This window comes from Pseudomonas sp. TE3899 (assembly GCF_056279105.1).
On the sequence record NZ_JBWBQR010000001.1, the window covers coordinates 6,052,339 to 6,067,500 of the forward strand.

Sequence of the window (15,162 nt, forward strand, 5' to 3'; positions counted from 1 at the left end):
CATGCGAGGGATTCTGCTGCTGGCGGCGTTGTTGCTGAGTGCTTGTCAGCATGTGGCGGCGCCGCCACCGATCACCGGGGATATCCGCGATTTACGCAGCGGTCAGTCGTTGACGGCGCAAGAACTGGTCATACGCTTGGCCAAGCCGTCACGGCTGATTGTTGGTGAACAGCACGACAACCGCGATCACCATCAACTGCAATTGTGGTTGCTCCAGGCGCTGGGGCAGCAGCGGCCTCAAGGCAGCCTGCTGCTGGAGATGCTCACGCCCGATCAACAACCGCGCGTTGATAACGCACGCCATGCCTCGACACTTCCAACTGACCTGCCCGGCGCATTGGCCTGGCCATCGGGCTGGGATTGGGAAATGTACGGGCCGATTGTGCGTTTCGCCCTCGGCCAGCCTTATCCATTGCTGGCGGCCAACCTCGACAACAGCGAAGTTCGGGGTTTCTACACCCAGCCTACGGCCGTGAGCGGTTCGCGCAGCAATGCCCCATCGGTCAAGAAAGAGCTGCTGGCGCAAATCAGCGGCTCCCATTGCGGCCTGCTGCCCCAATCGCAAATGCCGGCGATGCTGGCGGTGCAGCAGCAGCGTGACCGGCGCATCGCTGAGCGGCTGATCGCGGCACCCACACCATCAATGCTGTTGGCCGGTGCCTACCATGCGCGCAAGGATGTCGGCGTGCCGCTGCATGTGCTGGACCTGGGCGAATCCGAAGCCCCCACGGTGTTGATGCTGGCGCAGCAGGGCAGCGAGGTCACGGCGGGCATGGCCGATTACGTCTGGTACACACCTGCCACGCCGTCGCCGGATTATTGCGCAGAGATGCGCAAGCAGATGAGCCAGTAAACACTTTTCCACAGGCAAAAAAAGACCCGGCAAGAGCCGGGTCAAATAACCGTGATTAGCCTGATGAGGAGATAATCTGAGAGTCCGAACCAAGGGCTTTTCAGAATATCGACCAGTCTCGCGACCAGTTGTGATAATCATAGCGATTCTCATTACCAAGTCAACCGCTGATTTCTCATTTATTCCAGATTAGCCTGTAGGCCCCGAAATCATTGAGCTTCAGCCTGAAGCTTTAGCTGCGCTCAGTTGGGTGACCTGCTTGTTCAACAGATCAATGCGCCGCGCCATGCTCTCGATCAGGCTGTGGGCGATCTTCGGATTGTTTTGCGTCAGGCTCAGAAACTGGTCCTTGGGAATCAGCATCAATGTGCAAGGTTCGTTGGTGATCACGCTGGCGTTGCGTTTCTCGCCGGTGAACACCGCCATGGCGCCGAAAATCTCATCCTTGGGCACATCGCCGACTTTATGGCCGTCGACAAATGCTTCTGCATGGCCTTCGATGATGACGAACACATGGTCGGCCTCATCGCCCTGCCTGATCAGCACTTCGCCGCTGGGCACGCGCTGAAAGCCGTGGGTGCTGCGGTACTCGGGTTGTTTCAGGCGGGCGACCGCGTCGTACAGCAGGGCGGTCTGGCCGATCAGGTATTGCAGCAATAGCTCCGAGCGCTGCGGCTCGGCATAAATATGCTGAAACACCTCGACGCGCAGATAAGGCATCAAGGACAGCGGGCCGTCGCTGCGCAAGCGGCAATGCGGCAGCGCAACATCCTGGCGCAGACCAACCAGATCGCCTTCATGCAAATAGAACAAGGGGCGATGGTCGACGCAGCCATGTAACAGGCCGTTGTCGAGCAAAAACAGCTGATTGCCGGGCAGCAGCGTCGCGAGGTCGTCGACGGCAGCAAACTCCAGCGCCGGGCCGCAGGGCGATAACCCCTCCAGCAACCGCGCGGGCATGTTTTGCAGTCGATTGATCAGCGTGTCGGCGTAAGCGGGTTGTTCCCCGAGCAGATACATGGCGATGGCGCCTGTTCAATTCTTGTGGCGTGAAGAGATGGCTTCCAGTTGTTTGTTCAAGGCTTCCTTGCGTTCAGCGGGAATGTCGTTCCAGTGCACGTCCATCAGGGCGCCTTCGATTGCATACAGCAACACCTTCGACGCCCGGAACCCGCGTGTGCGCACGGCCCGATAAGCATCGACCGCCCCCAGGCGACGCAAGTCCGAGGCGCTGTGGATGCCCACGGCATGCAGCCACTGTGCCGACGTCTTGCCAAGATTCTTCAGGTGTTGCAGTTCATCATTCATCAAGCCTCCTTGCGACAGCCGAACGGTGCGTGGGCGAGCCTTTGAGGAGTGTAGCCATCAGTAGGAAAAGCGTGATTGATTGGTCGGTTTCGAGGCAAAAGCTTCTAAGAGGAAAGCGCTTGGCGCGCAAGAATGGTCTGCGGACGCAGTAGGAGAAGGTGCAGGGAAGCAGTGATTACGGCAGATAACGCGCGGCGTCCAGCGCAAGGCGAGAGCGCTGGACTTGTCAGGTGACGGTCGTTTTTAGCGGGTGCGGTAACGCAGGCGTGTACCGAAGTTCATCGACATCAGGATCTCGTCGGCACTCAGCTCTGGCGGAAAGTAAGCGCCGGAGATCTGCGCATGGGCCAGGCTCGCACCTTCCAGGGACGCATTGCGAAAGTCGATACCGCGCAGGTCGGCGGAACGGAAGTACGCATCGGTAAAGTCGACGCCATCGGCGTTCAGCTCACGCAGGTCAAGGCCACGGAAATCGCCACCGACCATGTCGATCGGGCCGTCCACCGGGCGTTCCTTGTTGAAACCTGTGATGTCATCTTTGTGCAGCAAGGCATAAAGCGGGGTGTCGAGAAGTTTCGGCTGGCTCATGTCACATCACCTGTTGGTTTTATGACGCCAGTATAGTGCCACTATTTGACAGCCGTGAAGCCGGCGAAGGCTCCACGGCTGAAATAGTTTCTTACAGGCCTGGCATGCGTTGGCGAATCTGCGCCACCACCGTGTCGAGGGTCCCGCTTTCATTGGTCTGAACGCGCTTGCTGCAGAGAATCTCGGCGGGCGTCAGCGCTTCGCGACTGGCTTGCTGGTCGGCGATAACGGCCAGGTTGGCGTCGGACGGATCCGTTTTATCTGCCTGACGCAGGGCCAGCCAGGTTTCGATCACGGCTTGCGGCGCATTGCAGTCCAGAATCAGGAACGGTGCACCGGTGGCTTCGGCAATTTTCGCCGCGCCGTCACGCTGGTCACGCTTGAGATAGGTGGCATCGATCACCACCGGGAAACCGGCGCGCAGGATTACCGAGGCGATGTCATGCAGGCGGGTGTAGGTCGCAGCGCTGGCGTCAGCGCTATAGATGCCGGCATGGGGATCGTTCTGCACGGTTTGCTCGCCGAACAGGCGTTTGCGTTCCACATCCGAGCGCAGGCGCACGGCGCCCAGTGCTTCCACCAGACGCATGGCCACGCGGCTCTTGCCGACCGCGGAAACACCGTGGGTGATGGCCAGGAAACGCGAAGGAATGGTGCTGTAGCTTTCCGCCAGGTTGGCGTAGTTGCGGTACTGGCGCAGCGTGGTGGCGCGCTGCACTGGATCGGCCTCGGCCGGCATGCTGAACAGGCTCACCTTGGCGCGAACCAATGCGCGGTAGGCTTTATAGAAGTTCAGCAGCTCAAGGCCCTGGTAATCGCCGGTCAGTTCCAGGTATTGACTGATAAAACGGCGCGCCAGGCTTTTCAGGCCGCGATCTTCCAAGTCCATCGCCAGGAAGCCAGTGTCGGCATAGACGTCGGTGAAGCGGAACGGCTCGTTGAATTCGATGCAGTCGAAGATCACGACCTTGTCGTCGATCACGGTGGCGTTGCCCAGGTGAATGTCACCATGGCATTCGCGGATGAAGCCTTCGGTCTTGCGTTGGGCAAACAGCGGCTTCAGGCGTTCGAAGCTGCTTTCGGCCCAGGCTTGCAGGGCGTCGAGTTGCAGCAGGTCGGCCTTGTCGCTGAGGAACGGACGAATCTGCTCGAAGTTTTGGCGCACTGGTGCCATCACGGCGTCCGGGGTGCCGGCTTCGTGTTCGGCCGGTACTTTCGGCGCGGTGAGGTGGAATTGCGCGATTTGCGCGGCCATCTCATCGATGTGCGCAGTGGTCAGTTCACCGTTGGCTTGCAGGGTGCTGAGCAACTGGCTTTGCGGGAACTGGCGCATTTTCAGGGCGAAATCGACGACCGGGCCGTCACCGCCCAGTTTGTGGCGCTTCGGCGCTGCCAGTGATCGGCAACACTTCCAGATACAAATCGTTAGTCAGACGCTGGTTCAGGCGCAGCTCTTCGCCGCAGAAATGTTCACGCGCATCGAGGCTGGTGAAGTCGAGGAAGCCGAAATTCACCGGTTTCTTCACTTTATAAGCAAAGGGACCCGTGAGGATGACCCAGGAGATATGAGTCTCGATGACCTGGAACCCTTCGACGGGATGCGGGTAGAGGGCCGGGTTTTGCAGGGCGGCGATCAGGGACTGGCTCACAGGCGATCCTTCAGAGTCTGGGGAAAATTCACGGCCGCCATTATGGCCGCAAGTCCGGCTGACGCAAACCTCGGCGAGCTCCTGTTGAGTATGAATAAAGTGCGTATAATCCGCCGCCATGACTCGTACTCGATCCCCTCGCAGCAAAAAAAAACCACCTTCCAAGGGCCTTAGCCCGTGGTTGAGCTGGGCCATTAAACTCAGCCTGGTCGGCCTCGTCGTGCTCGCCGGGTTCGCGGTTTACCTCGACGCGATTGTCCAGGAGAAGTTCTCCGGCAAGCGCTGGACCATTCCGGCCAAGGTGTACGCCCGCCCGCTTGAGCTGTTTACCGGCCAGAAGCTGAGCAAGGACGACTTCCTCACCGAACTCGATGCCTTGGGCTATCGACGCGAAGCCGTGAGCAACGGCCCCGGCGCTGCGGCGGTCAACGGCAATACCGTCGACCTGAATACCCGCGGCTTTCAGTTCTATGAAGGCATGGAGAAGCCCCAGCCCGTGCGGGTTCGGTTCTCCGGCGACTATGTGGCCGAACTCTCGGCGACCAACGGTTCGAAGCTGTCCGTGGTGCGCCTTGAGCCGCTGATGATCGGCGGGATATACCCGAAAAACCTCGAAGACCGCATCCTGATCAAGATCGATCAGGTTCCGCCGTACCTGCTGGAAACCCTGGTTGCCGTTGAGGACCGGGACTTCTATCACCACTGGGGCGTATCGCCGAAGTCGATTGCCCGGGCCGTCTACGTCAACACCTCTGGCGGCAAGATGACCCAGGGTGGCAGTACGCTGACGCAACAATTGGTCAAGAACTTCTACCTGACCAGCGAACGCAGCCTGACCCGCAAGCTCACCGAAGCCATGATGGCGATGTTGCTGGAACTGCATTACGACAAACGGGAAATTCTTGAGGCTTACCTCAATGAAGTATTCGTCGGTCAGGATGGCCAGCGCGCCGTGCACGGGTTTGGTCTGGCCAGTCAGTTCTTCTTCGGCCAGCCGTTGTCCGAACTGAAACTGCATCAAGTCGCCTTGCTGGTGGGCATGGTCAAGGGGCCGTCCTATTACAACCCGCGCCGCAACCCGGAGCGGGCGCTGGAGCGGCGCAACCTGGTGCTCGATGTGCTTGAGCAACAGGGCGTTGCCACGGCCGAGCAAGTTGCTGCGGCGAAGGCCATGCCGTTGGGCGTGACCACTCGCGGCAAACTGGCTGACAGCTCGTTCCCGGGCTTTATCGATCTGGTTAAACGTCAACTGCGCGAAGACTATCGCGACGAAGACTTGACCGAAGAAGGCCTGCGGATCTTCACCAGTTTCGACCCGATCCTGCAGATGAAAGCCGAAGCGTCGGTCAACGACACTTTTAAACGCCTGGCCGGACGCAAGGGTTCGGATGACGTCGAAGCGGCCATGGTCGTGACCAACCCGGAAACCGGCGAAGTCCAGGCCATGATCGGCAGTCGCCAGGCGAGTTTTGCCGGTTTCAACCGGGCGCTGGATGCGGTGCGGCCGATCGGCTCGTTGATCAAGCCGGCGGTGTACCTGACCGCGCTTGAGAAGCCAAGCCAGTACAGCTTGACCAGTTGGTTGTCGGACGAATCCTTCTCGGTGAAGGGCGCGGATGGTCAGGTCTGGAAACCGCAGAACTATGATCGCCGCTCCCATGGCACGGTGTTCCTGTATCAAGGGCTGGCGCATTCCTACAACTTGTCGACGGCGCGTCTCGGTCTGGAACTGGGTGTGCCGAATGTCCTCAAGACCCTGGCGCGGCTGGGCGTGACTCGTGAGTTTCCGGCGTTTCCGTCGATGCTGTTGGGGGCGGGTGGCCTGACGCCGATGGAAGTGGCGACTATGTACCAGACCCTGGCCAATGGCGGTTTCAATACGCCGATGCGCGGGATTCGCAGCGTGCTGACGGCCGAGGGCGAGCCACTGAAGCGTTATCCGTTCCAGATTCAGCAGCGGTTCGATCCGGCGTCGATTTTCCTGATCCAGAGCGCGATGCAGCGGGTCATGCGTGAAGGTACCGGCAGCTCGGTCTACAACGTGCTGCCGAAAACCCTGACACTGGCGGGCAAGACCGGGACCAGTAACGATTCCCGTGACAGCTGGTTCGCCGGTTTCAGCCAGGATTTGCTGGCGGTGGTCTGGCTGGGGCGCGACGATAACGGCAAGACACCGTTCACCGGTGCCACCGGCGCGTTGCAGGTCTGGACCAGTTTCATGCGCAAGGCTGACCCGCTGCCGTTGGACATGCCGCAGCCGGACAACATCGTCCAGGCCTGGGTTGATTCGCGCACCGGGCAAGGCTCTGACGCCAACTGCCCCGGTGCGGTGCAGATGCCGTATATTCGCGGCAGCGAACCACCTCCCGGTGCCGCTTGCGGTGGGGAAACCCCTGCTTCCGGCGAAACGGTGATGGATTGGGTCAAGGGCTGGATGAATTAAGCAAAGAGGGTTTCACGTGAACAAGTGGTTGATTCCAGCGGTTACCGCCGTAGCTTTGCTCAGCGGTTGTTCCTCCGTACAGCGCGGTTCGATCCCGGTTGTGGATTCCGGCAGCGCGGTGTCGAACAGTGAACGGATTCAGGCGAATGGTGGTTTCCGCCAGACGACCGTGAAACGTCCTGCACAAGGCCAGCCTCAGGCGATCCCGCAAGGTGATACCGGCGTGGTAGTGATGGTGCCAGGTGGTGGCGCGGTGAGCTCGGCACCGATCAGCACTTCGCCGATCACGCCTGGCCCGATCACGCCTGGCCCGATTACCCCGGGTCCGATTGATACGTCGCCGGTCCAGTCCGCGCCGATCAATCAAGGCAGCTACAGCATGCCGTCGGCGCCGACCGGGATTCCATCCGCCAGTACCGGCGGTGGTTTGTCTGCCGACGAGCAACTGGATGGTCCCGTGTTGGCGTTGCTGACCACCGCGCAACAGCAACAGGCCGGTGGCGACCTTAACGGCGCGTCTTCGAGCCTGGAGCGTGCCCAGCGTGTTGCACCCCGTGAGCCGCAAGTGCTTTATCGCCTGGCGCAGGTGCGCATGGCCCAAGGCGACGCGCCGCAGGCCGAGCAGTTTGCCCGGCGTGGTCTGACGTTCGCCAATGGCCGTCCGGACCTTCAAGCCAGCCTGTGGGAACTGATCGCTCAGGCTCGTGAGAAACAGGGCGACTCCGCCGGCGCCGCACTGGCCCGTCAGAAGGCCAAGGTTTCGCTGTGATGGATGCACGTTTCCCAAAGATTGCCGAGCAGTTGCTGCTGATCGAGCGTGAACTGCGGATTCAGGGCTGGTGGGACGAGGTTTCGCCGAGTGCTGAAGCGTTGTCCAGTGTCGAGCCGTTTTCGGTCGACACCCTGGACTTCGAGCAATGGCTGCAATGGATCTTCCTGCCGCGCATGAAGGCGATCCTCGAACAGGATCTGCCTTTGCCCAATGCGTCGGGCATTCAGGAGATGGCCGAGATGGTTTTCGCCGCGCGCAATGTCCAGGGCAAGGATCGGCAGCTTCAGGTCTTGCTCAAAGAGTTCGACCTGCTGATCACCGCCTCCCGCTGACACCGTCCCCGTGTAGGCGCGAAGCTTGCTCGCGAAGGCGGCATAACATTCAGCACATTTGTTGGATGTCATGCCGCCTTCGCGAGCAAGCTTCGCTCCTACAGGTTTCTATTGGCAGTTATCGGCGATTTGTTTCTGTGCTTCGGTCATGCGCTCCTGACGCGTCTGGTCAGTCAGGCGGCGCATCTCACCGTCAATTTCTTCCCGTAGTCGCGGATTGTTCTGCAGTTGGGCAAGGTTGGTTCGTGCCTGCTCACAGAACACCTTGAGCTGGGCCTGCTGCTCGGCGACCTGCTTTTTCACGTTCTTATCGATGGCCTGTTGATCACCCAGCACATTGCTGCGTTGCGGTGCGGGCGATTTGCCGGTGGACGGGGCGGGCGTCACCACGGTGGTCGCTTGCTGGTCTTGGGGCGGCTGGGCATCGAAGTGAGTCACGCCCTGGGCGTCGACCCACTTGTAAATCTGCGCGGCCATGCACAAAGGGCTCAGGACGATCAGCAGACCGGCGGTGAAGAAGAAGGTACGCATGCCATTTCCTTGTCAAAAGTTGCGCAATTGAAGCTAACACACACGCGGTTTACGGGTTTTTTCTTGCGTTCTCATGTGCTTACTCACAATAAAGCACATAGACGACTTGACTTGCAGGGGACGAAACAGAAGAATCCAAAGTCCGCTGTAGAGGGACTGCCAGAAGCAGACCCACTCGGTAGATCATGAGGCGCATACCCGCGCCGACCTGTTACACCCGCAACGCGTTACCTCGCGCTGGGTGGGAAAGGCCCGCAACACTTGGGACGATCCCAATACTTGCTCAGTCAGTGCTGACGTAGTCGGCGACCACCGTCGCTCATGCTCTGCCGAGAAGTAAACCTATTAAGACCCGTCCTCTTGTGAGTGGACGGTATTCTGGCGTTTTAGAGGTGAACAACGTGGAGCTTTTATCTGGCGGTGAGATGCTCGTCCGCTTTTTGCGTGACGAAGGCGTCAAATATATCTACGGGTACCCGGGTGGTGCTCTTCTTCATGTCTACGATGCCCTGTTCAAAGAACCGGAAGTGACCCACATCCTGGTTCGTCACGAACAAGCGGCGACCCATATGGCTGACGGCTATGCCCGTGCCACCGGTAAAGCCGGCGTGGTACTGGTGACTTCCGGTCCTGGCGCAACAAACGCCATTACCGGGATCGCCACCGCCTATATGGACTCCATTCCAATGGTGGTCATTTCCGGCCAGGTGCCTAGCACCATGGTAGGTACCGACGCGTTCCAGGAAACCGACATGATCGGTATCTCCCGGCCAATCGTGAAGCACAGCTTCATGATCAAGCACGCTTCGGAAATCCCGGAAGTCATGAAGAAAGCGTTCTACCTGGCGCAATCCGGTCGTCCGGGCCCGGTCGTGGTCGATATCCCGAAAGACATGACCAACCCGGCCGAGAAGTTCGAATACGTCTTCCCGAAAAAAGCCAAGCTGCGTTCCTACAGCCCGGCCGTTCGCGGTCACTCCGGGCAAATCCGCAAGGCAGCCGAAATGCTCCTGGCGGCCAAGCGTCCGGTGATGTACGCCGGCGGCGGCGTGATCCTCGGTGGTGGCTCCGCGCCGCTGACCGAATTGGCTAAGATGCTCAACCTGCCAGTGACTAATACCCTGATGGGCCTGGGTGCCTACCCTGGCACCGACCGTCAGTTCATCGGCATGCTCGGCATGCACGGCAGCTACACCGCCAACCTGGCGATGCACCATGCGGACGTGATCCTCGCCGTCGGTGCGCGTTTCGATGACCGCGTGATCAACGGCCCGGCGAAGTTCTGCCCGAATGCCAAGATCATCCACATCGACATCGACCCGGCTTCGATTTCCAAGACCATCAAGGCCGACGTGCCTATCGTCGGTCCGGTGGAAAGTGTCCTGACCGAAATGGTCGCGATCCTCAAGGAAATCGGCGAGACCCCGAACAAGGAGTCCGTGGCCAGTTGGTGGAAGCAGGTGGATGAGTGGCGCGGTGATCGCGGCCTGTTCCCTTACGACAAGGGCGACGGCAGCGTCATCAAGCCGCAGACCGTGATCGAAACCCTGTGCGAAGTGACCAAGGGCGATGCCTATGTCGCATCGGACGTGGGCCAGCACCAGATGTTCGCCGCGCAGTACTACAGGTTCAACAAGCCGAACCGTTGGATCAACTCCGGCGGCCTGGGCACCATGGGCTTCGGTTTTCCGGCGGCCATGGGCATCAAGTTGAGCTTCCCGGATGCCGACGTCGTCTGCGTAACGGGTGAGGGCAGCATCCAGATGAACATCCAGGAACTGTCCACCTGTCTGCAATATGGCTTGCCGGTGAAAATCGTCATCCTGAACAACGGTGTTCTGGGGATGGTTCGCCAGTGGCAAGACATGAGCTACGGCAGCCGTCACTCGCATTCCTACATGGAATCGTTGCCTGATTTTGTCAAGTTGGCAGAGGCCTATGGTCACGTCGGCGTGCGCATCACCGAATCGAAAGATTTGAAGACGAAGATGGAAGAGGCGTTCGCCATGAAGGATCGTCTGGTGATCATCGATGTTTCGGTCGACACCAGCGAGCACGTCTACCCGATGCAGATCAAAGACGGCTCCATGCGCGATATGTGGCTGAGCAAGACGGAGCGTACTTAATCATGCGGCACATTATTTCCTTGCTTCTGGAAAACGAACCCGGCGCTCTGTCTCGCGTAGTCGGCCTGTTCTCGCAGCGCAACTACAACATCGAAAGCCTGACCGTGGCCCCGACCGAAGACCCGACTCTGTCGCGACTGACGTTGACCACTGTTGGTCATGACGAAGTGATCGAGCAGATCACCAAGAACCTGAACAAGCTGATCGAAGTGGTCAAATTGGTCGACCTGTCGGAGAGTGCTCATATCGAGCGCGAACTGATGCTGGTCAAGGTCAAGGCAACCGGCGCCCAGCGCGCCGAGATCAAGCGCACTACCGATATTTACCGTGGGCAGATCGTCGATGTCAGCGCCAGCGTGTATACCGTTCAACTGACCGGTACCAGCGACAAGCTCGACAGCTTCATTCAGTCCATCGGCACCGCATCGATCCTGGAAACCGTCCGTAGCGGCGTAACCGGTATTGCTCGCGGCGACAAAGTACTCAGCATCTAAACCAAATTAGCGAATGGCCTGAACGGCCTGGATATATAGGGGAATTTCATGAAAGTTTATTACGAAAAAGACTGCGACCTGTCGATCATCCAGGGCAAGAAAGTTGCCATCATCGGTTACGGTTCCCAGGGTCACGCTCAAGCGTGCAACCTGAAAGACTCCGGCGTTGACGTTACCGTCGGCCTGCGTAAAGGTTCGGCCACTGTTGCCAAGGCCGAAGCCCACGGCCTGAAAGTGACTGACGTTGCTTCCGCTGTTGCTGCTGCCGACCTGGTCATGATCCTGACCCCGGACGAGTTCCAGTCTGCTTTGTACAAGAACGAAATCGAGCCGAACATCAAGAAAGGCGCCACCCTGGCCTTCTCCCACGGCTTCGCGATCCACTACAACCAGGTTGTTCCGCGTTCCGACCTCGACGTGATCATGATCGCGCCGAAAGCACCGGGTCACACCGTGCGTTCCGAGTTCGTCAAAGGCGGCGGTATCCCTGACCTGATCGCTATCTACCAGGATGCGTCGGGCAACGCCAAGAACGTTGCACTGTCCTACGCTGCTGGCGTTGGTGGCGGTCGTACCGGCATCATCGAAACCACCTTCAAGGACGAGACCGAAACCGACCTGTTCGGCGAACAAGCCGTTCTGTGTGGTGGTACCGTTGAGCTGGTAAAAGCCGGTTTCGAAACCCTGGTTGAAGCTGGCTACGCGCCGGAAATGGCCTACTTCGAATGCCTGCACGAACTGAAGCTGATCGTTGACCTCATGTACGAAGGCGGCATCGCCAACATGAACTACTCGATCTCCAACAACGCTGAATACGGCGAGTACGTGACCGGCCCGGAAGTCATCAACGCCGAATCCCGTCAGGCTATGCGCAACGCCCTGAAACGTATTCAGGACGGCGAATACGCCAAGATGTTCATCAGCGAAGGCGCGACCGGCTATCCTTCGATGACCGCCAAGCGTCGTAACAACGCCGCTCACGGTATCGAAATCATCGGCGAGCAACTGCGCTCCATGATGCCGTGGATCGGTGCCAACAAGATCGTCGACAAAGCCAAAAACTAAGTCGCTGTCTTGTACGGAAAACGCGGCCTAGGCCGCGTTTTTTCGTTTGGATCGCCGGTTCTGGTATAAAGCTGCATCGTTTGCGGCCGAACCGTCGTCCCAGACACCTGTCGAAACTTTCCATCCTGTTGCAAGGTAATGTCCATGAGCGAACGTCCCGAAGAGCCAAAGCAGGCTCCTGACGCCGAAAGTCTGCTGCCCATCGATGAGCACATCGAAGAAGGGCATGACGCTGAAGGTCGTAAAGTCCGGCATCGTGGTATCTATCTTCTGCCGAATCTGTTCACTACTGCGAACCTGTTCGCAGGGTTCTATTCCATCATCAACTCGATGAGTGCCCAGGCAGCCTTGAGCGCCGGTGACTCGGTCGGTGCGAGCAAGTACTTTGCGTTTGCTGCCATCGCCATTTTCGTGGCCATGGTGCTTGACGGTCTCGACGGCCGCGTTGCGCGCATGACCAATACCCAGAGTGCCTTCGGTGCCGAGTACGACTCGCTGTCGGACATGGTTGCCTTTGGTGTGGCGCCGGCGTTGCTGGCGTTCGGTTGGGCGTTGGGTGACATGGGCAAGGTCGGCTGGATGGTTGCCTTCATCTATGTCGCGGGCGCGGCGTTGCGCCTGGCGCGGTTCAACACTCAAGTTGGTACTGCGGACAAACGCTACTTCATTGGCCTGGCGAGTCCGGCGGCTGCCGGTGTGGTCGCGGGGATTGTCTGGGCGTTCAGTGATTACGGCATCCAGGGCTCCAAGATGTCGTTCCTGGTGGCGTTGATGGTAGCGGCGGCCGGCATGCTGATGGTCAGCAACATCAAGTACAACAGCTTTAAGGAGCTGGACTTGAAAGGGCGCGTTCCTTTTGTAGCGATCCTGGCCGTCGTGCTGGTGTTTGCCGTGGTCTTCAGTGATCCGCCGCGCATTCTGTTGCTGGTGTTCCTCGGCTATGCAGCCTCGGGCCCGGTTCAGTATCTGTTGCGTCTTCGTCGGCACAAAAACGCCGAGTGATGTAATTTCCCTCATACTCCGCAGTCTGTTGGTGCATCTGTTCTCCAATGCTGCGGAGTAGCCATGCTGATCAAAGTCCCCAAAACGTCCGACTGCCATGAGTCGGACATTACGCCTGAATCTTTCTATCTATCCCGTCGTAATGTACTCGGTGCTGCCGTGGCCGGTTTGGCTGTGGGCGGTCTTCCTCGCTGGGCCAGTGCTGACGAGGTTGCACGTTATGCCGATGTCGAGCCCGGTAAGGCGCCATCCTGGTTCGCCGAAAAGCTGCCCTCTACTAAATGGGGCGCGGTCAACGTCAAGGATGAGGCGATCACGCCGTTCAAAGATGCCACCCACTACAACAACTTTTACGAGTTCGGTACGGATAAAGGTGATCCCGCGGCCAATGCTGGCGCGTTGAAAACCGAGCCGTGGAGCGTGGTGGTGGACGGGGAAGTGGGCAAACCGGGGCGATACGCACTGGAAGACTTCATGAAGCCTTACCAGTTGGAGGAGCGGATCTATCGTCTTCGCTGCGTAGAGGCGTGGTCGATGGTGATTCCCTGGATTGGCTTTCCTCTCTCGGCGTTGCTCAATCAAGTCGAGCCCACCTCCAACGCCAAATACATTCGCTTCGAAACCCTGCAGGATCCCAAAACCATGCCCGGACAGCGTTCCGGTTTCGCCTTGATTGAATGGCCTTATGTAGAGGGGTTGCGTCTGGATGAGGCAATGAACCCGTTGGCAATTCTTGCGGTGGGCATGTATGGGCGAGAGTTGCCGAATCAGAACGGGGCGCCTTTGCGGTTGGTGGTGCCGTGGAAGTACGGCTTCAAGAGTGTTAAATCCATTGTGCGCATCAGTCTGGTCAGCGAACAGCCGAAGACGACCTGGCAGAGCATTGCTTCGGATGAGTATGGTTTTTATGCGAATGTGAATCCTACGGTCGATCATCCCCGTTGGACCCAGGCTCGGGAACGGCGCTTACCGAGTGGTCTGTTCAAGCCCAATGTGCGGGATACACAGATGTTCAACGGTTACTCGGATGAAGTCGCCTCTCTATATACAGGACTCGATTTGCGGAAGAACTACTGATGCGTTTTGCGGTTTGGCGGGTGTTTGTCTTTATATCTATCGCGGTCTGGCCACTTCTTTGGTTGTATCAAGCCTGGGCGGATGTGCTCGGGCCTGACCCGGGCAAAGTCCTGGTTGATCGCCTGGGGCTGGGCACCCTTGTCCTTCTGCTCATTACGTTAAGCATGACGCCTTTGCAAAAACTGAGCGGTTGGGCGGGGTGGATTGCTGTCCGGCGACAGCTGGGATTGTGGTGCTTCGCCTATGTCGCGCTGCATTTGAGTGGGTATACGGCGTTCATCCTCGGGTTTGACTGGTCGCAGCTGGGCGTGGAGTTGCGCAAGCGGCCTTACATTATTGTCGGGACGTTGGGCTTTCTCTGTTTGCTGGCGTTGGCTGTCACGTCCAATCGATATAGTCAGCGGCGTTTGGGGGCTCGTTGGAAGAAACTGCATCGACTGGTCTATGTGATTCTCGGGCTCGGGTTGCTGCATATGTTGTGGATCGTTCGCGCGGATCTGAAGGAGTGGGCTGTCTATGCTTCTATAGGTGCGTTGTTGATAGTGCTGCGTTTGCCGCCTGTAGCGCGTCGAATCCCGCGTTTAACGGCTAAAAAGACACCTTCTGCAAGAAAGGCGTAATTAAGGGTTGACGGCAGATTCTGGAAGTCTATAATTCGCCCCACTTCCGGCGCAGTCGAAACGGAAAACTCCTTGGTAAACAAAGAGTTATGCAGTTTTCGGCAGCGAGTTGCTTCAGGTCATCGAAGCCCAGAAGGAGTTGATAAGGCAGTGTGTTGTCGCCTTGTTAACGGTTCGATCTTCTCGGTCGAAAGCGGAACAAAAGAGGTGTTGACAGCAGCGAGTAACGCTGTAGAATTCGCCTCCCGCTAACGAGAGATCGGAAGCGCAAGTGGTTGAAGTTGCAAAGGAAACTTTGAAAA

14 protein-coding genes and 1 pseudogene are annotated in these 15,162 nt (G+C 58.5%); 10 read left to right on the top strand and 5 right to left on the bottom strand.

Features of this window, described 5'->3' with window-relative positions:
- The first annotated feature begins 1 nt into the window (after position 1).
- Positions 2-853: a ChaN family lipoprotein gene (locus ACZ89E_RS27560; RefSeq protein WP_476256784.1), complete on the top strand. Its 852-nt coding sequence runs from the start codon at positions 2-4 to the stop codon at positions 851-853.
- 219 nt (positions 854-1,072) lie between these two features.
- On the opposite strand, the gene ACZ89E_RS27565 is transcribed toward ACZ89E_RS27560, so the two are convergent.
- From ACZ89E_RS27565 to ACZ89E_RS27580, 4 genes and pseudogenes are all read right to left on the bottom strand, one after another.
- A complete protein-coding gene (locus ACZ89E_RS27565) occupies positions 1,073-1,873 on the bottom strand; it encodes a Crp/Fnr family transcriptional regulator (protein WP_476256785.1) in 801 nt (266 codons plus the stop codon).
- A gap of 15 nt (positions 1,874-1,888) precedes the next feature.
- Positions 1,889-2,161, bottom strand: coding sequence for a TfoX/Sxy family protein (locus ACZ89E_RS27570; protein ID WP_007971093.1), 273 nt, complete (start codon positions 2,159-2,161; stop codon positions 1,889-1,891).
- Positions 2,162-2,404: 243 nt separating this feature from the next.
- Positions 2,405-2,749, bottom strand: coding sequence for a pentapeptide repeat-containing protein (locus tag ACZ89E_RS27575; protein ID WP_149661078.1), 345 nt, complete (start codon positions 2,747-2,749; stop codon positions 2,405-2,407).
- A 91-nt stretch (positions 2,750-2,840) separates the two neighbouring features.
- Positions 2,841-4,398 (bottom strand): annotated as a pseudogene (locus ACZ89E_RS27580) (bifunctional aminoglycoside phosphotransferase/ATP-binding protein).
- Between the two features lie 118 nt (positions 4,399-4,516).
- Here ACZ89E_RS27580 and mrcB point away from each other — a divergent pair.
- Genes mrcB through ACZ89E_RS27595 form a run of 3 tightly spaced genes read left to right on the top strand, consistent with a single transcriptional unit; the run spans position 4,517 to position 7,945 of the window.
- Positions 4,517-6,841 (top strand): penicillin-binding protein 1B, encoded by a 2,325-nt coding sequence (gene mrcB, locus ACZ89E_RS27585; RefSeq protein WP_149661080.1) that lies wholly within the window; start codon positions 4,517-4,519, stop codon positions 6,839-6,841.
- 16 nt (positions 6,842-6,857) lie between these two features.
- Complete coding sequence (locus tag ACZ89E_RS27590) at positions 6,858-7,610, top strand: tetratricopeptide repeat protein (RefSeq protein ID WP_476256786.1); 753 nt, start codon at positions 6,858-6,860, stop codon at positions 7,608-7,610.
- Positions 7,610-7,945 (top strand): YqcC family protein, encoded by a 336-nt coding sequence (locus ACZ89E_RS27595; RefSeq protein WP_149418325.1) that lies wholly within the window; start codon positions 7,610-7,612, stop codon positions 7,943-7,945. The genes ACZ89E_RS27590 and ACZ89E_RS27595 overlap by 1 nt, the downstream gene beginning before the upstream one ends.
- Positions 7,946-8,053: 108 nt before the next feature.
- Here the strand turns inward: ACZ89E_RS27595 and ACZ89E_RS27600 are convergent, their stop codons facing one another.
- The gene (locus ACZ89E_RS27600) at positions 8,054-8,476 is read right to left on the bottom strand and encodes a DUF4124 domain-containing protein (RefSeq protein WP_149661082.1); all 423 of its coding nucleotides are present in this window, start codon (positions 8,474-8,476) and stop codon (positions 8,054-8,056) included.
- Positions 8,477-8,877: 401 nt separating this feature from the next.
- On the opposite strand from ACZ89E_RS27600, the gene ACZ89E_RS27605 reads away from it, so the two are divergent.
- The 6 genes from ACZ89E_RS27605 (at position 8,878) to msrQ (ending at position 14,860) form a co-directional block, all read left to right on the top strand.
- Complete coding sequence (locus ACZ89E_RS27605; RefSeq protein WP_429512486.1) at positions 8,878-10,602, top strand: acetolactate synthase 3 large subunit; 1,725 nt, start codon at positions 8,878-8,880, stop codon at positions 10,600-10,602.
- A 2-nt stretch (positions 10,603-10,604) separates the two neighbouring features.
- Positions 10,605-11,096, top strand: coding sequence for an acetolactate synthase small subunit (gene ilvN, locus ACZ89E_RS27610; RefSeq protein WP_003176102.1), 492 nt, complete (start codon positions 10,605-10,607; stop codon positions 11,094-11,096).
- Between the two features lie 48 nt (positions 11,097-11,144).
- Positions 11,145-12,161: a ketol-acid reductoisomerase gene (gene ilvC, locus ACZ89E_RS27615; RefSeq protein WP_123404988.1), complete on the top strand. Its 1,017-nt coding sequence runs from the start codon at positions 11,145-11,147 to the stop codon at positions 12,159-12,161.
- 144 nt (positions 12,162-12,305) lie between these two features.
- The gene (gene pssA / locus ACZ89E_RS27620; RefSeq protein WP_476256787.1) at positions 12,306-13,163 is read left to right on the top strand and encodes a CDP-diacylglycerol--serine O-phosphatidyltransferase; all 858 of its coding nucleotides are present in this window, start codon (positions 12,306-12,308) and stop codon (positions 13,161-13,163) included.
- Between the two features lie 63 nt (positions 13,164-13,226).
- Positions 13,227-14,240, top strand: a complete 1,014-nt coding sequence (gene msrP / locus ACZ89E_RS27625) for a protein-methionine-sulfoxide reductase catalytic subunit MsrP (protein WP_463258480.1) — start codon at positions 13,227-13,229, stop codon at positions 14,238-14,240.
- Positions 14,240-14,860: a protein-methionine-sulfoxide reductase heme-binding subunit MsrQ gene (gene msrQ / locus ACZ89E_RS27630; protein ID WP_476256788.1), complete on the top strand. Its 621-nt coding sequence runs from the start codon at positions 14,240-14,242 to the stop codon at positions 14,858-14,860. The genes msrP and msrQ overlap by 1 nt, the downstream gene beginning before the upstream one ends.
- The last annotated feature ends 302 nt before the right edge of the window (positions 14,861-15,162 follow it).